A 16,293-nucleotide genomic window follows, 5' to 3' on the forward strand; every position below is an offset into this window, starting at 1 on the left:
ATGGCGTTCAGGTCGCCGGGAGGCGTCGCGCATGACGGCAACCGCTACGATGCTCGACTGGCTCCTGATCGTCTTCACGCTGGCCGCGGCCGGCTATGCGCTCGTCGCCGCGTTCGCGCCGCGGCCGCGTACGCCGCGCACGGCGATGCGCGACGGCTTCGAGCCGGTCAGCGTGCTCAAGCCGCTGTGCGGCGCGGAGCCGCACCTGTACGAAAACCTCGCGACGTTCTGCGAGCAGCGCCATCCGCGTTATGAAGTGCTGTTCGGCGTCGCGTCGGCGGCCGATCCGGCCATTGCCGTGGTCGAACGGCTGCGCGCCGATTATCCCGAGTGCGACATCACGCTCGTGGTCGACGCGCGCGTGCACGGCAAGAACCTGAAGGTCGCCAACCTGATCAACCTCGCCGAGCGCGCGAAGTACGGCCGCATCGTGATCGCGGACAGCGACATCGCGGTGAAGCCCGACTATCTGGAGCGCGTGACGGCGCCGCTCGCCGACGTGTCGGTGGGTGTCGTCACGTGCCTGTATCATGCGCGCAGCGTCGGCGGGTTCTGGACGCGGATCGGCGCGCAGTTCGTCGATGCATGGTTCGCGCCGTCGGTCCGGATCACGCACCTCGGCCGCTCGAGCCGCTTCGGTTTCGGCGCGACGCTCGCGCTGACGCGCGACACGCTCGACCGGATCGGCGGCTTTCCGGCGCTGAAGGACGAACTGGCCGACGATTTCTGGCTGGCCGAGCTGCCGCGCCGCCTCGGGCGACGCACCGTGCTGTCGGAGGTCGAGGTCGCGACCGACGTGATCGAGCCGTCGTTCGGGCCGCTGTGGCACCGCGAGACGCGCTGGCTGCGCACGATCCGCTCGCTGAACCCGGCCGGTTTCGCGTTCCTGTTCATTACGTTTACCGTGCCGTGGCTCGCGATCGGCGCGGCGCTCGCGCTGCGCCTCGACGGAACCTTCGCCGGCTCGCTGGCGGGCTGGGCGGCCGTGGTGGGCGCGTTCGGGCGGCTCGTGCTGCACGCGCGCGGCGAGGACGGCTGGCGTGCGTTCTGGCGCGACTTGCCGCTCGTCGCGGTGCGCGACACGCTGCTCGCGCTCGAGTGGCTCGCAGCGGTGTTCGGCACGCACGTCGTGTGGCGCGGCGCGAGGATGACGGTCGTCGGCGGCGAACGCGCGACGGCGGCAGTGGAAGCAGTGGACGGCCGCTAGGGCCGTTCCGACCGAACCCGGCCCGAGGGCCGAGACGCGCTGCGTGGCGAGGCCGCGCGGCGCGACATGACAGAGAGGCGGGCGCCGGCAGGGCGGCCCGCGGTTTTTTGACTGAATCGTTGTGACGAATCGAACTATGCAGGCTACCGGAGCATTCATGAAAACGCTGTTCTTGCAGGCCCCTTCGTATGACGGCTTCGACGGCGGAGCCGGCTCGCGCTATCAGGCGAAGCGCGAAATCCGTTCCTTCTGGTATCCGACGTGGCTCGCGCAGCCGGCAGCGCTCGTGCCGGGCAGCCGCGTCGTCGACGCGCCGGCCGACGGCCTGTCGGTCGAGGAAACGCTGAAGATCGCCAACGACTACGACCTCGTGATCATCCACACGAGCACGCCGTCGTTCCCGACCGATGCGATGTTCGCGCAGGACCTGAAGAAGATGAAGCCGTCGATGCTGGTCGGCATGGTGGGCGCGAAGGTGATGGTCGATCCGCACAACTCGCTCACGGCGAGCGAGGCAATCGACTTCGTGTGCCGCGAGGAATTCGACTACACCTGCAAGGAAATCGCGGAAGGCAAGCCGTTCCCGGAGATCAAGGGCTTGAGCTGGCGCGCGAAGGACGGCTCGATCGAGCACAACGAAGCGCGTCCGATCCTCGAGAACATGGACGAACTGCCGTTCGTCGCGCCCGTCTACAAGCGCGACCTGAAGATCGACAACTACTTCATCGGCTACCTCAACTATCCGTACGTATCGATCTACACGGGCCGCGGCTGCAAGTCGCGCTGCACGTTCTGCCTGTGGCCGCAGACGGTCAGCGGCCATCGCTACCGCACGCGCTCGGTCGAGAACGTGATCGCGGAAGCGAAGTGGATCCGCGACAACATGCCGGAAGTGAAGGAACTGATGTTCGACGACGACACCTTCACCGACGACCTGCCGCGCGCTGAAGCCATCGCCATCGGCCTGGGCAAGCTCGGCATGACGTGGTCGTGCAACGCGAAGGCGAACGTGCCGTACAAGACGCTCAAGGTCCTGAAGAAAAACGGCCTGCGCCTGCTGCTGGTCGGCTTCGAATCCGGCGACGACCAGATCCTCGTGAACATCAAGAAGGGCGTGCGCACCGATTTCGCGCGCCGCTTCAGCGCGGACTGCAAGAAGCTCGGCATCAAGATCCACGGCACCTTCATCCTCGGCCTGCCGGGCGAGACGCAGGAGACCATCAAGAAGACGATCGAGTACGCGAAGGAAATCAATCCGCACACGATCCAGGTGTCGCTCGCCGCGCCGTATCCGGGCACGACGCTCTACAAGCAGGCCGTGGAAAACGGCTGGATGGAAGAGAACAAGACCATCAACCTGGTGAGCAAGGAAGGCGTGCAGCTCGCGGCGATCGGCTATGCGCACCTGTCGCGCGACGAGATCTATCACCATCTCGAGCAGTTCTATCGCCAGTTCTACTTCCGTCCGTCGAAGATCTGGGAGATCGTCCGCGAGATGCTGACGAGCTGGGACATGATGAAGCGCCGCCTGCGCGAAGGCGTCGAGTTCTTCCGCTTCCTGCGCGCCCACGAGGCCTGATTCGTGGCGACGCAGCGGGCGCTGATCTTCACCGCGGACGACTTCGGGCTGCACCCGCGGGTCAACGCGGCGGTCGAGCGCGCGCACCGCGACGGCGTGCTGAACGCCGCCAGCCTGATGGTCGGCGCGCCCGCCGCGCAGGATGCGATCGAGCGCGCGCGGCGGCTGCCGTCGCTCGCGGTCGGCCTGCATCTCGTCCTCGCGGACGGGCCGGCCACGCTGCCCGCGCATGAGATTCCCGCGCTCGTCGGCCCCGACGGGCGCTTCGGCGATGCGATGGCGACGGACGGCTGCCGCTTCTTCTTCCTGCCGCACGTGCGGGCGCAGCTGCGCCGCGAGATTCGCGCGCAGTTCGACGCGTTCGCGGCGAGCGGCCTGCCGCTCGACCACGTGAACGCGCACAAGCATTTCCACCTGCATCCGACCGTGCTGTCGATGATCATCGAGATCGGCCGCGACTACGGGCTGCGCGCGGTGCGGCTGCCGTACGAGACGAGCGCACCCGCGCTGCTCAAGCCGTGGATCGCGCTCGTGCGCGCGCGGCTCGACCGCGCGGGGCTCGCACACAACGACTACGTGGTCGGGATCGAGCATACGGGCGCGATGGACGAGGCCGTGTTGCTCGACGCAATTGCGAAGTTGCCGCCGGGCGTCGGCGAGATCTACTGCCATCCGGCCGAGGCCGGCGACGGCCCGATCACGCCGACGATGGCCGGCTACCGTCCGGTGGACGAACTCGATGCGCTGCTGTCGCCGCGCGTCGCGGCCGCGCTGAAGGCCGCGGACGTCGCGACCGGCGGTTTTGCCGACGTGTTCGGCCAGCCCGCGGCACGGCGCGGCGCGCACGCGTCGCGCGCACCGGGAGCGCAGCCATCATGATGAAGTGGATCAAGTGGCTCGGCTGGCCGCTCGGCATCGGCATCCTGCTCGCGCTGGGGCTGCACGAGGGCGTCGGCGACGTGACGCAGATGCTCGCGCGCGCCGGCTTTGCGCTGCTGTGGCTCGTGCCGTTCCATGCGCTGCCGCTGCTGCTCGACGCGTACGCGTGGCACCTGCTGCTCGACAAGCGCTCGTCGCTGCCATTCCTGTGGTGGATCGCGACCGTGCGCGAGGCCGTGAACCGGCTGCTGCCGGTGGTCGGGATCGGCGGCGAGATCGTCGGCATCCGCCTCGCGCGCTGGCAGGTGCCCGACGCGAGCCGCGTGACGGCATCGGTGATCGTCGAGTTGCTCGTGACGATCGTCGTCCAGTATGCGTTCGCCGCGCTCGGCCTCGTGCTGCTGCTTGCGACGACGGACAGCATGGGCGGCGGCACGATCGGTCTCGCGCTGCTGCTCACGCTGCCGCTGCCGGTGCTCGGCGTCGTGCTGATGCGCCGCGGCGGGATCTTCCATGCGATCGAGCGTTTCGCGGGCCGCCTGCTCGGCGATTCGCACCGGCTGCTGCAGGGCGTCGACGGCAAGCGGCTCGATGCCGACATCGATGGGCTGATGTCGCGCACGGGCCTGCTGTTCAGCGCGTTCTTCTGGCAGCTGGCCGGCTATGTGCTCGGCGCGCTCGAGATCTACTGGGCGCTCGCGCTGCTCGGCCATCCGGTGTCGATCGGCGGTGCGATCGCGATCGAGGCGATGGCGCAGGCCGTGCGCCATGCGGCATTCATGGTGCCGGGCGGCCTCGGCGTGCAGGAGGCGACCGTCGTGCTGCTCGCGCAGATGTTCGGCGTCGATCGCGAGACGGCGCTGTCGCTCGCGCTGGTCAAGCGTGGCCGCGAGGTGTTGTTCGGCTGCCTGGCGCTCGGTTCGTGGCAACTGGCCGAACTCGTGCGCACGCGGCGCCGCATCAGTGTGCCGCCGGCCGTGCCGCGGGCACCGCAGGCGGCGAGCCGCGTGGCCGACACTGAAACCGAAACGATGCATTGAATACGAGACGGGCCGCGCGCCCGTCTCGCGCTTTTGGCGTCGCACGGGTATCCTTGCCGCGTGTTTTCTCGATGCGCATTTCTTCCGATGAATTTCCGTTTCCGGCTGCTTCCCGTGACGATGCTGGCCGCCGCGCTGGCGCTGACCGGCTGCGACGACAAGCAAGGCAACCTCGACGTGCAACGTATCAGGGACTTCTTCAACGCGATCAAGCCCGCGCCGCTGCTGCTGAAGGGGCTGAAGGTCGGCGAGTCGACCGAGGCCGACGTGCGCGGCACGATGGGCAAGCCCGAGACCGAGCGCGACTTCACCGACGGCTCGAAGCGTCTCGAATACCCGCGCGGCCCGATGGGCAACCAGACGTGGTTCGTCGATCTCGATGCGAACGGCCGCTACACGGGCGCGACGCAGGTGCTGACCGCCGAGAATTTCGCGAAGGTACGCCCGGGGATGAACGAGGACGAGGTGCGGCGCCTGCTCGGCAAGCCCGGCGACATCGCGCAGTATCCGCTCAAGCCCGAGACGGTCTGGAGCTGGCGCTGGCTCGAGGACGGCGTCAACACCGACGCGTTCTTCAACATCCATTTCGGCCCGGACGGGCTTGTCTATACGACTTCGCGCTCCGACATCCTGAAGGGGCGGTAAGCGCAGCCGCAGCCGTCTTCGGCGCTATATCGAAAAAGCGACCGGAAAATTGCAAAAAGTCCGCTTCCCTGCCGGTTATCCGGTTGTCAGGGAGCGGCTTTTTTCCTTTTGAAACAGCGGTGTAGGCCATAGTCGCAAATGGCGAAACGGATTGCTGCGACGCAGCAATCGCGGGCAAGGTGATTTGAGACAATCAATTTCGCTTGCGACTATCCGCGTCAGCCCGGCGCGGGACAGGCATACGCGTCGGCATCCATTCCAACTCTGGAGACGCGCGTGTTCCTTTACGGCTTTGGTCCTGTCCTCTGGGCCGGCACCATGCAGACCATCGAGCTGTCGGTGCTGTCGCTCGCCACTGCGGTGGCGTTGGGGCTGATCGGCGCGGTGGCGAAGCTGTCGCACAACCGGGTGCTGCGAGCGATCGCGACCGGTTATACGACGCTGATCCGCTCGGTGCCCGATCTTGTCCTGATGCTGCTGCTGTTCTACAGCATCCAGATCTGGCTGAACCAGTTCACCGACTTCGTCGGCTGGGACCAGATCGACATCGACCCGTTCGTGGCCGGCGTGCTGACGCTCGGCTTCATCTACGGCGCGTACTTCACCGAGACGTTCCGCGGCGCGTTCCTGTCGGTGCCGCGCGGCCAGCTCGAGGCCGGCGCGGCTTACGGGATGAGCGGGATGCGCGTGTTCGTCCGGATCATGTTTCCGCAGATGATGCGCTTTGCGCTGCCCGGGATCGGGAACAACTGGCAGGTGCTCGTGAAGGCCACCGCGCTGGTATCGATCATCGGCCTCGCGGACGTCGTGAAGGCCGCGCAGGACGCCGGCAAGAGCACGTTCAACATGTTCTTCTTCATCCTCGTCGCGGCGCTGATCTATCTCGCGATCACGACCGTTTCCAACCTCGTGCTGATCCAGCTCGAGAAGCGTTATTCCATGGGCGTGCGGCACGCAGATCTATGATCGAAATTCTCCAGGAATTCGGCCAGGCGTTCCTTTACTGGGACGGCCAGCGCCTCTCCGGCCTCGCGGTGACGCTGTGGCTGCTCGTCGCGTCGATTTCGCTCGGCTTCGTGTGCGCGGTGCCGCTCGCGGTTGCGCGCGTATCGAAGAACAAGTGGGTGTCGACGCCGGTGCGGTTCTATACGTACGTGTTCCGCGGCACGCCGCTCTACGTGCAGTTGCTGCTGCTGTACACGGGCATGTACAGCCTCGAGTTCGTGCGTTCGCACTCGCTGCTCGACGCGTTCTTCCGTAGCGGCTTCAACTGCGCGATTCTCGCGTTCGCGCTGAACACCTGCGCGTACACGACCGAGATCTTCGCGGGTGCGATCCGCGCGATTCCGCACGGCGAGGTCGAGGCTGCGCGGGCGTACGGGATGTCGCCGTTCACGATGTACCGCCGCGTGATCCTGCCGTCGGCGCTGCGCCGCGCGCTGCCGCTGTACAGCAACGAGGTGATCCTGATGCTGCACGCGACGACCGTCGCATTCACGGCGACCGTGCCGGACATTTTGAAGGTCGCGCGCGACGCGAATTCCGCGACCTACATGGCGTTCCAGTCGTTCGGAATCGCCGCGCTGATCTATCTTGCGGTATCGTTCGCACTCGTCGCGGCGTTTCGCCGCGCGGAGCGCCACTGGCTTGCGTATCTCGCGGCCGCCCGTCATTGAATCACTTCGAGGAGAGCCAGTTGGCCGAGATCACTCAAACGAGCGCAGCCGCCAAGCTTGCGGCGCTCGACATCCACAAGCGCTACGGTGACAACGAAGTGCTCAAGGGCGTATCGCTGAACGCGAAGGCCGGCGACGTCATCAGCATCATCGGTGCGAGCGGCTCGGGCAAGAGCACGTTCCTGCGCTGCATCAATTTTCTCGAGCGGCCGAATGCGGGGCAGATCGTCGTCGACGGCGAGGCCGTGCGCACGAAGACCGATCGCGCCGGTGCGCTCGAAGTTGCCGATCACAAGCAGCTGCAGCGCATCCGCACGAAGCTTGCGATGGTGTTCCAGCACTTCAACCTCTGGGCGCACATGAACGTGCTCGAGAACGTGATGGAAGCGCCGTTGCACGTGCTTGGCATCCCGAAGAAGGAAGCCGAGGATCGTGCACGCGAGTATCTCGAGAAAGTCGGCCTCGCACCGCGCGTCGAGAAGCAGTATCCGTCGCATCTGTCGGGCGGCCAGCAGCAGCGCGTGGCGATTGCACGCGCGCTGGCGATGCATCCGGACGTGATGCTGTTCGACGAGCCGACGTCGGCGCTCGACCCGGAGCTGGTGGGCGAAGTGCTGAAGGTGATGCAGAAGCTCGCCGAGGAAGGCCGCACGATGATCGTCGTCACGCACGAGATGGGTTTTGCCCGTAACGTGTCGAACCACGTGATGTTCCTGCATCAGGGGCGGACCGAGGAAGAGGGCGATCCGAAGGAAGTGCTGGTACGTCCGCAGAGCGAGCGGCTGAAGCAGTTCCTGTCGGGCAGTCTCAAGTAACGCGACAGGACAGGTTTCAACCGTGGTACCGGTGTCTCGTCCCGCAGGCGCCACCCGCACGACGCAGGTGGCGATCGTTGCATTGCCGCCCGTGTCGATGTCGGGCGTGGGTCCGATCGTCGATGCGCTGAACCTGGCGAACGAAATCGACGGGCGGCTGCTGTATCGCTGGCAGGTGTGTTCGTGGGACGGGCGGCCCGTGCCGCTCGCCGGCGGCGCGCACTGGCATGCCGATGCGGCGTTCAACGATGCGATCGCGTGTGACTGGGTGATCGTCGTGTCGGAGCGGTTTCAGCAGTTCGCCGACTATCGGTTGTTTCTCGCGAGTCTCGCGAGGGTGGGGCAGCGGACGCCGATCGTCACGGGCATTCACCACGGCGTGTGGTGGCTCGCGATGGCCGGGCAGCTTTCCGGGTATCGGGTCAGCGTGAACTGGGAGACGTATCAGCAGTTCGCCGAACAGTTCGAGCGGTCGATCGTCACGCAGCAGATCTTCGAGATCGATCGGGATCGGGCTACCTGTGCGGGTGGGCAGGCGACCGTTGACTTCATGCTGGCCATGATTGGCCGGGAACATGGGCCGGATCTTGCCGAGAGGATCGCCGATGCGCTCGGCGCCGGGACGCTGCGGAGCGGCGAAGAGCGGCAGCGGATTCCTTTCGTGACTGCGCCGGGCGAGCGGCATCCTCGGTTGAATGATGCTTTGCTGTTGATGGAAGCCAATGTCGAGGATCCGTTGACCACCGATGAGATCGCCGAGCTCGTTGGCGTTTCACGCCGGCAACTGGAGCGGCTCTTCCGGCAGTATCTCGGGGCGATGCCCTCCAAGTATTACCTCAATCTCCGGTTGCTCAAGGCTCGCACTCAGTTGCAGCGGACCAGCAAGTCGGTTGTTCAAGTCAGTCTCGCCTGTGGGTTTTCTTCTGCCGCGCACTTTTCTAACGCGTACCGCGAAAGGTTTGGGGTGACGCCTCGGGAGGATCGGCGAGCCTGGCTCGAGAAGCAGACTGGCGGAGGGGGCGAGCCTCGGGGGGGCGCGCTTGTTGAGCGCGGTGCTAAGGATTGATTTTTGTTTTTGTTTTTGTTTTGGTTTTGTTTTTGGGTGGTTCGCTCGCGTTTGGCGTGAAGCACCCGTGATCTTGTCGGTCTATTAGCGTCGCCCCTGCGCGGGGCGGCGGTTACTTTTCTTTGTCTTGCCAAAGAAAAGTAACCAAAAGAAAGGCGCCCGGATAACGCATGACCTCCCGGTGCCATGGTCGTCAGAGTGGATCGCGCCTAAGTGTCCGCGCCAGTCACGAACACGGAGTGGTTCGAGCAATGGTTCTGACACCTCCCACTACCCAACAGAGCGGTATACCGCCCGCCAGCTCCATCCTCGCTACGCTCGGCTGCAAGGTACTTCACTTCGCATCGCATGCGCTCACGTGCTTCTGGCGGCGCCGCATCAGCAAACCACGCAACCCTCTTTACTCACACCATTCGTACCTATCGGACTGCTTGCCATCGACGAGTGCTTGATAACGTCGTGAGTGCGTGAGTGCGTGAGTGCTGCGGCCCTTTTTCGTTGGGAATGAGGACACGCCTTGATTTGCAGAATTCGGGGTGCTTGCCCGTGAATTCTCGAACTGATTGACCGCAAGTGTTACTGGAGGGGGTGTCCCAGTCGGCCGAGCGAAGCGAGGGCGGAGCTAGCGGGCGGTATACCGCTCTGTTGGGTAGTGGGAGGTGTCAGAACCATTGCTCGAACCACTCCGCGTTCCTGACTGGCGCGGACACTTAGGTGCGAACCACTCTGACGACCATGGCACCGGGAGGTCATGCGTTATCCGAGCGCCTTTCTTTTGGTTACTTTTCTTTGGCAAGACAAAGAAAAGTAACCGCTGCCCCGCGCAGGGGCGACGCTAATAGACCGACAAGACCACGGGTGCTTCACGCCAAACACAAGCGAACCCCCAAAAAAAGCCCCAAAATCCCGACACCCAAACCCAGCACCACCCCGCCAGGAAGGCAAAATAAAAGCGAACTATCCGCTTCCGATAGAACCCGTCGCAATTCCGCAAGACGCTTGCGTCGCCCTTACCTAAACTTGATCCTGTTGAACCCTCTTACGAAACCGAAAGGAACGACCATGACGACCTCGACCGTGAACCGCCAGACATTCGATGAAGTGATGGTGCCGGTATTTTCCCCCGCGCCGTTCGTGCCGGATCGCGCAGAGGGCTCCCGCGTGTGGGACACGGCCGGCCGCGAGTACATCGATTTCGCGTGCGGTATCGCCGTGACGTCGCTCGGCCACGGCCACCCGGAACTGCTGAAGGTTCTGGACGAACAAAGCCGCAAGCTCTGGCACATCGGTAACGGCTACACGAACGAGCCGGTGCTGCGCCTCGCGAAGCGCCTCGAATCGCTGACCTTCGCTGACCGCGCATTCTTCGCGAACTCGGGCGCGGAAGCGAACGAAGCCGCACTGAAGCTTGCCCGCCGCGTCGCGTTCGATCGCCACGGCGCCGACAAGGCAGAAATCATCTCGTTCGTGCAGTCGTTCCACGGCCGCACGTTCTTCACAGTCAGCGTCGGCGGCCAGCCGAAGTACTCGGAAGGCTTCGGCCCCGTGCCGGCCGGCATCAAGCACCTGCCGTACAACGACATCGAAGCCGCCAAGGCCGCGATCGGCCCGCAAACCTGCGCGGTGATCGTCGAGCCCGTGCAAGGCGAAGGCGGCGTGATCCCGGCCGATCCGGCGTTCCTGAAGGCACTGCGCGAAGCGTGCGACGCACACGGCGCGCTGCTGATTTTCGACGAAGTGCAAACGGGCGTCGGCCGCACGGGCCAGTTCTACGCTTACATGGATACCGGCGTCACGCCGGACATCCTGACGACCGCCAAGGCGCTCGGCAACGGCTTCCCGATCGGCGCGATGCTGACGACGAACGAACTGGCCGCGCACTTCAAGGTCGGCGTGCACGGCACGACGTACGGCGGCAACCCGCTCGCATCGGCAATCGCCGACAAGGTCGTCGAACTGATCGGCGACCCGGCACTGCTCGAAGGCGTGCGTGAACGCAGCGTGCGCCTGAAGGGCGCGCTGGAACGCATCAACGCGCGCTTCGGCATCTTCAAGGACGTGCGCGGCAAGGGCCTGCTCGTCGGCGCCGAACTCACCGCCGCATTCGACGGCCGCGCGAAGGACTTCGTCACCGCAGCAGCAGAGAACGGCCTGATCATGCTGATCGCCGGCCCGAACGTGCTGCGCTTCGTCCCGTCGCTGGTGATCCCGTTCGACCAACTCGACGAAGGCATGAAGCGCTTCGAGAAGGCAGTCGAACAAGTGCTCGCCGCTCAGGAAGCCACCGCGCGCTGATCGGCGCGCCCATCGCAGACAGGAACGACGATGCTATTTGTTCGCCCCGGCAAACTCACGGATCTCGATGCGCTCGCGCACATGGCGCGCACCGCGCAGCCGGTCCTGCACTCGCTGCCGCACGACCGCGCGGCGCTCGAAGCGCGCGTGGCGCTCTCCGAGGATTCGTTTCGCGCGGACGTCGACTTCGCCGGCGAGGAGTTCTACCTCTTCGTGCTCGAGGATTCGTCGACGGGCAAGCTGCTCGGCACGGCGAGCATCGTGGCCGCGGCCGGTTACTCGGAACCGTTCTACGCGTTCCGCAACGACGCATTGATCCACGCGTCGCGCGAGCTGCACGTGAATCGCAAGATCCACGCGCTCACGATGTCGCACGAGCTGACCGGCAAGAGCCGGCTGGCGGGCTTCTACGTCGATCCGTCGCTGCGCGGCGACGCGGCCGCGCACCTGATCTCGCGCGCACGGATGATGTACATCGCCGCGAATCGCCGCCGCTTCACGCCCGAAGTGTTCACGCTGCTGCTCGGCGTGAGCGACGGCAACGGCGCATCGCCGTTCTGGGAAGCGGTGGGCCGCAAGTTCTTCGGCCGCGACTTCACCGACGTCGACATCGCGTCGGGCGGCCGCAGCCGTACCTTCATCGCGGAAGTGATGCCGGCGTATCCGCTCTACGTGCCGCTGCTGCCGGAAGCCGCGCAGCGCGTGCTCGGCGAGCCGAACGAATCGGCGCTGCTCGCGTACGACATCCATCTCGAGGAAGGCTTCGAGCCCGACCGCTTCGTCGACATCTTCGATGCGGGCCCGGTGCTGACCGCGCAAGTCGACCGCACCGCGTGCGTGAAGCACGGCATGGAGCGCGTCGTGCGCGAGGCCGCGCACCAGCAGGGCGACGTCGCGTACATGGTGTCGACGGGCAGCGGCGAATCGTTCCGCTGCGTGCTGGCCGACCTGCCGGGCGATGCGGGCGACGCGCCCCTGGCCGGCGACGTGCGCGCGGCGCTCGATGTGAAGGATGGCGATGTCGTGCGCTGCGTGCCGCTGCACCGCCGCGACGATGAAGATTTGAAGGGAGACGCAGCATGATCGTCGTTCGGGTCGTACAAACGGGCGACGTCGATTCGCTCGTGTCGCTCGCGAAGGAAACCGGGCCGGGCCTGACCACGTTCAAGCCCGACCGCGACGCGCTCGCCGCGCGCATCGAGCGCACGCGCCGCACGCTCGCGGGCGAGGCCGCGGCCGGCGAGGCCGGCTACTTCTTCGTGATGGAAGAATCGAAGACGGGCGACATCGCGGGCGTGTGCGGGATCGAAACGCAGGTCGGCCTGGAACAACCGTTCTACAACTACCGCGTGAGCACGGTCGTGCACGCGAGCCAGGAGCTCGGCGTGTGGACGCGGATGTCCGCGCTGAACATCTCGCACGACCTGACGGGCTATGCGGAAGTGTGCTCGCTGTTCCTGAGCCCGCGCTATCGCACGGGCGGCGTGGGCGGCCTGCTGTCGCGCTCGCGCTTCATGTTCATCGCGCAGTTCCGCGAGCGCTTTCCGGAACGCATCTGCGCGGAACTGCGCGGCCACTTCGACGAAGACGGCACGTCGCCGTTCTGGCGTGCAGTCGGTTCGCACTTCTACCAGATCGATTTCAACGCGGCCGATTACCTCAGTTCGCACGGCCGCAAGTCGTTCCTCGCGGAACTGATGCCGCGCTACCCGGTGTATGTCGACCTGCTGCCGCAGGACGCGCAGGACGCGGTCGGCCTCACGCACCGCGACACGCTGCCGGCCCGCAAGATGCTCGAAGCGGAAGGGCTGCGTTACCAGAATCACGTCGACATCTTCGACGCGGGCCCCGTGCTCGAATGCCACGTCAACGACCTGCGCACGGTGCGCGAGAGCGTCGTCGTGCCGGTCGCGATCGGCGTGCCGGATGCGCGGGATGACGCGCGGGGCGACCATCCGCCGAAGTCGCTTGTGTCGAATACGTCGCTCACCGACTTCCGCGTCGGCGTTGCGCCGGGCGTGGTCGCGAACGGCTCGTTCGTGCTGTCGGCCGACGATGCCGTCGCGCTCGACGTGAAGGCCGGCGATCCGGTGCGCGTGCTGCCGCTCAAAGTCAAACAGGGATAAACGAATCATGACGGAACTCTTCATCGACGGCGCCTGGGTCGCAGGCTCGGGCCCCGTGTTCGCTTCGCGCAACCCCGGCACCGACGAGATCGCATGGCGGGGTGAAAGCGCGTCGGCGGCCGACGTCGACCGCGCGGTCGCAAGCGCGCGCCGCGCATTCGCCGGCTGGTCGGCGCTCGACTTCGAATCGCGCTGCGCGATCGTCAAGCGTTTCGCCGCGTTGCTCAACGAACGCAAGGAAGCGATCGCGACCGCGATCGGCCGCGAGACGGGCAAGCCGCTGTGGGAAGCACGCACCGAAGTCGCGTCGATGGCCGCGAAGGTCGGCATCTCGATCCAGGCCTACCAGGAACGCACCGGCGAGAAGCGCCAGGACATGGCCGACGGCGTCGCGGTGCTGCGTCACCGCCCGCACGGTGTCGTCGCGGTGTTCGGCCCGTACAACTTCCCCGGCCACTTGCCGAACGGCCATATCGTGCCCGCGCTGATCGCCGGCAATGCGGTCGTGTTCAAGCCGTCGGAACTCGCACCGGGCGTCGCACGCGCGACGGTCGAAGTGTGGAAGGAAGCCGGGCTGCCGGACGGCGTGCTGAATCTCGTGCAGGGCGAGAAGGACACGGGCATCGCGCTCGCGAACCATCGGCAGATCGACGGGCTGTTCTTCACCGGCAGCTCGGATACCGGCACGCTGCTGCACAAGCAGTTCGGCGGCCGTCCGGAAATCGTGCTCGCGCTCGAGATGGGCGGCAACAACCCGCTCGTGATCGGCGAAGTCGAGGACATCGACGCGGCCGTGCATCACACGATCCAGTCGGCGTTCCTGTCGGCCGGCCAGCGCTGCACGTGTGCGCGCCGCATCTTCGTGCCGCAGGGCGCATTCGGCGATCGCTTCCTTGCGCGCTTCGCCGATGTCACGTCGAAGATCACGGCCGACGTGTTCGACGCCGATCCGCAGCCGTTCATGGGCGCGGTGATCTCGGCACGCGCAGCGGCGAAGCTCGTCGACGCGCAGTCGCGCCTGATCGAGCAGGGCGCGAAGCCGATCATCGCGATGACGCAGCGCGATCCGCGCCTCGGCTTCGTGAACGCGTCGATCGTCGACGTGACGGGCGTCGCGAACCTGCCCGATGAAGAACACTTCGGCCCGCTCGCGCAGATCGTCCGCTACGCGACGTTCGACGAAGCGATCGAGCGCGCGAACGATACGGCGTTCGGCCTGTCCGCCGGCCTGCTCGCCGACGACGCGAAGGTGTGGGAACACTTCCGCCGCACGATTCGCGCCGGGATCGTCAACTGGAACCGGCCGACCAACGGCGCGTCTTCCGCCGCGCCGTTCGGCGGCACCGGCCGCTCGGGCAACCATCGTCCGAGCGCGTACTACGCGGCCGACTATTGCGCGTATCCGATGGCGTCGGTGGAAAGCACGCAACTGACCTTGCCCGCGAGCCTGTCGCCGGGCCTGCATTTCTGATCGAGGGAACGACGATGAACGCACAAGAAGCCAATTTCGACGGGCTCGTCGGCCCGACCCACAACTACGCCGGGCTGTCGTTCGGCAACGTGGCGTCGCTCAACAACGAAAAATCGGCCGCAAACCCGAAGGCCGCCGCGAAGCAGGGGCTGCGCAAGATGAAGCAGCTCGCGGATCTCGGCTTCGCACAAGGCGTGCTGCCGCCGCAGGAGCGGCCGTCGCTGCGCTTGCTGCGCGAGCTCGGTTTCTCGGGCAAGGACGCGGACGTGATCGCGAAGGCCGCGAAGCAGGCGCCCGAACTGCTCGCCGCGGCGAGCTCGGCGTCGGCGATGTGGACCGCGAACGCGGCCACCGTCAGCCCGTCGGCCGACACGAGCGATGGCCGCGTGCACTTCACGCCGGCGAACCTGTGCAGCAAGCTGCATCGCGCGATCGAACACGAAGCAACGCGCCGCACGCTGTCGACGCTGTTTGCCGATCCCGCGCATTTCGCGGTGCACGAAGCGCTGACCGGCACGCCGGCACTCGGTGACGAAGGCGCGGCGAACCACACGCGCTTCTGCGCCGAATACGGCAAGCCGGGCATCGAGTTCTTCGTGTACGGCCGCGCGGAATACCGCCGCGGCCCCGAGCCGAAGCGCTTCCCGGCCCGCCAGACCTTCGAGGCGAGCCGCGCGGTCGCGCATCGCCACGGGCTGGCCGAAGAAGCGACGGTCTATGCGCAGCAGGATCCGGACGTGATCGACGCGGGCGTGTTCCACAACGACGTGATCTCGGTCGGCAACCGCGACACGCTGTTCACGCACGAGCGCGCGTTCGTCAACAAGCAGGCGATCTACGACACGCTGACCGCCGCGCTCGATGCACGCGGTGCGCGCCTGAACGTGATCGAGGTACCCGAGGCCGCCGTGAGCGTGAACGACGCGGTGACGTCGTATCTGTTCAACAGCCAGCTGCTGTCGCGCGCCGATGGCTCGCAAGTGCTCGTCGTGCCGCAGGAATGCCGCGAAAACGGGAACGTCGCGGCCTATCTCGACGAACTCGCGGCCGGCAACGGCCCGATTCACGACGTGCTCGTGTTCGACCTGCGCGAAAGCATGAAGAACGGCGGCGGCCCTGCCTGCCTGCGCCTGCGCGTCGTGCTGAACGACGCGGAACGCGCGGCCGTCACGTCGAACGTGTGGATCAACGACACGCTGTTCGCGTCGCTCGACACGTGGATCGACCGGCACTATCGCGATCGCCTCGCACCGGAAGACCTCGCCGATCCGGCGCTGCTCGAAGAATCGCGCACGGCGCTCGACGAGCTCACGCAGATCCTGCGTGTCGGTTCGCTGTATGACTTCCAGCGTTGATTCCCGTATGGCCGCCGCGCTGCTCGACGACTTCCTCGCGTTCACGCTGACCGGAGGCGCGCCGTCTGCGACAGATGGCGCCTGCGCCGCCGGCGCCGTGCGCTGGCAATGGCTCGGCGACGGGCTGCTCGCGCTCGAA

At 66.1% G+C, this 16,293-nt stretch carries 14 protein-coding genes and 1 pseudogene; all 15 read left to right on the plus strand.

Going from position 1 to position 16,293, the window contains the following annotated elements; all coding sequences use genetic code 11:
• Positions 1-31 precede the first annotated feature (31 nt).
• Positions 32-1,207, plus strand: coding sequence for a bacteriohopanetetrol glucosamine biosynthesis glycosyltransferase HpnI (hpnI, locus tag G3O06_RS12340; protein ID WP_174973169.1), 1,176 nt, complete (start codon positions 32-34; stop codon positions 1,205-1,207).
• 136 nt (positions 1,208-1,343) lie between these two features.
• On the plus strand, positions 1,344-2,786 hold the full coding sequence (hpnJ, locus tag G3O06_RS12345) for a hopanoid biosynthesis associated radical SAM protein HpnJ (RefSeq protein ID WP_346779511.1): 1,443 nt from the start codon (positions 1,344-1,346) through the stop codon (positions 2,784-2,786).
• Between the two features lie 3 nt (positions 2,787-2,789).
• Positions 2,790-3,665, plus strand: a complete 876-nt coding sequence (hpnK, locus tag G3O06_RS12350; protein WP_205816186.1) for a hopanoid biosynthesis-associated protein HpnK — start codon at positions 2,790-2,792, stop codon at positions 3,663-3,665.
• Positions 3,662-4,705: an HpnL family protein gene (locus tag G3O06_RS12355; protein ID WP_205816187.1), complete on the plus strand. Its 1,044-nt coding sequence runs from the start codon at positions 3,662-3,664 to the stop codon at positions 4,703-4,705. The genes hpnK and G3O06_RS12355 overlap by 4 nt, the downstream gene beginning before the upstream one ends.
• Before the next feature lie 87 nt (positions 4,706-4,792).
• Positions 4,793-5,350, plus strand: a complete 558-nt coding sequence (locus tag G3O06_RS12360; RefSeq protein WP_174918699.1) for a hypothetical protein — start codon at positions 4,793-4,795, stop codon at positions 5,348-5,350.
• A gap of 276 nt (positions 5,351-5,626) precedes the next feature.
• Positions 5,627-6,316 carry a histidine ABC transporter permease HisQ gene (gene hisQ / locus G3O06_RS12365; RefSeq protein ID WP_205816188.1) on the plus strand — a complete coding sequence of 230 codons (690 nt, stop codon included), beginning with the start codon at positions 5,627-5,629 and terminating at the stop codon, positions 6,314-6,316.
• Positions 6,313-7,026 carry an ABC transporter permease gene (locus tag G3O06_RS12370; protein WP_011351456.1) on the plus strand — a complete coding sequence of 238 codons (714 nt, stop codon included), beginning with the start codon at positions 6,313-6,315 and terminating at the stop codon, positions 7,024-7,026. Before hisQ ends, G3O06_RS12370 begins: the two co-directional genes overlap by 4 nt.
• A gap of 20 nt (positions 7,027-7,046) precedes the next feature.
• A complete protein-coding gene (locus G3O06_RS12375; RefSeq protein WP_174918701.1) occupies positions 7,047-7,841 on the plus strand; it encodes an ABC transporter ATP-binding protein in 795 nt (264 codons plus the stop codon).
• 22 nt (positions 7,842-7,863) lie between these two features.
• Positions 7,864-8,907, plus strand: coding sequence for a GlxA family transcriptional regulator (locus tag G3O06_RS12380; protein ID WP_174973175.1), 1,044 nt, complete (start codon positions 7,864-7,866; stop codon positions 8,905-8,907).
• Positions 8,908-9,969: 1,062 nt separating this feature from the next.
• Positions 9,970-11,202, plus strand: coding sequence for an aspartate aminotransferase family protein (locus G3O06_RS12385; protein WP_205816189.1), 1,233 nt, complete (start codon positions 9,970-9,972; stop codon positions 11,200-11,202).
• 30 nt (positions 11,203-11,232) lie between these two features.
• Positions 11,233-12,285, plus strand: coding sequence for an arginine/ornithine succinyltransferase subunit alpha (gene aruF / locus G3O06_RS12390; RefSeq protein ID WP_174973178.1), 1,053 nt, complete (start codon positions 11,233-11,235; stop codon positions 12,283-12,285).
• Positions 12,282-13,328 carry an arginine N-succinyltransferase gene (astA, locus tag G3O06_RS12395; RefSeq protein WP_205816190.1) on the plus strand — a complete coding sequence of 349 codons (1,047 nt, stop codon included), beginning with the start codon at positions 12,282-12,284 and terminating at the stop codon, positions 13,326-13,328. Before aruF ends, astA begins: the two co-directional genes overlap by 4 nt.
• Positions 13,329-13,335: 7 nt before the next feature.
• Entirely contained in the window at positions 13,336-14,799 is a 1,464-nt protein-coding gene (astD, locus tag G3O06_RS12400; RefSeq protein WP_205816191.1) for a succinylglutamate-semialdehyde dehydrogenase, read from the plus strand.
• Between the two features lie 14 nt (positions 14,800-14,813).
• Entirely contained in the window at positions 14,814-16,154 is a 1,341-nt protein-coding gene (astB, locus tag G3O06_RS12405; protein WP_175000407.1) for an N-succinylarginine dihydrolase, read from the plus strand.
• Positions 16,138-16,293, plus strand: a pseudogene (locus G3O06_RS12410) (succinylglutamate desuccinylase); the annotation flags it as partial. The gene astB and the pseudogene G3O06_RS12410, both read left to right, overlap by 17 nt.

The organism is Burkholderia sp. Ac-20345 (genome assembly GCF_017104825.1).
Taxonomy (GTDB): Bacteria; Pseudomonadota; Gammaproteobacteria; order Burkholderiales; family Burkholderiaceae; genus Burkholderia; species Burkholderia lata_B.

Bases quoted from the DNA above. Each gene is read 5' to 3' on its own strand.
- astB (WP_175000407.1), top strand. From the start codon at position 14,814: ATGAACGCACAAGAAGCCAATTTCGACGGGCTCGTCGGCCCGACCCAC.
- hpnJ (WP_346779511.1), top strand. From the start codon at position 1,344: ATGCAGGCTACCGGAGCATTCATGAAAACGCTGTTCTTGCAGGCCCCT.
- aruF (WP_174973178.1), top strand. From the start codon at position 11,233: ATGCTATTTGTTCGCCCCGGCAAACTCACGGATCTCGATGCGCTCGCG.
- G3O06_RS12370 (WP_011351456.1), top strand. From the start codon at position 6,313: ATGATCGAAATTCTCCAGGAATTCGGCCAGGCGTTCCTTTACTGGGAC.
- G3O06_RS12355 (WP_205816187.1), top strand. From the start codon at position 3,662: ATGATGAAGTGGATCAAGTGGCTCGGCTGGCCGCTCGGCATCGGCATC.
- astD (WP_205816191.1), top strand. From the start codon at position 13,336: ATGACGGAACTCTTCATCGACGGCGCCTGGGTCGCAGGCTCGGGCCCC.
- hpnI (WP_174973169.1), top strand. From the start codon at position 32: ATGACGGCAACCGCTACGATGCTCGACTGGCTCCTGATCGTCTTCACG.
- G3O06_RS12385 (WP_205816189.1), top strand. From the start codon at position 9,970: ATGACGACCTCGACCGTGAACCGCCAGACATTCGATGAAGTGATGGTG.
- G3O06_RS12360 (WP_174918699.1), top strand. From the start codon at position 4,793: ATGAATTTCCGTTTCCGGCTGCTTCCCGTGACGATGCTGGCCGCCGCG.
- astA (WP_205816190.1), top strand. From the start codon at position 12,282: ATGATCGTCGTTCGGGTCGTACAAACGGGCGACGTCGATTCGCTCGTG.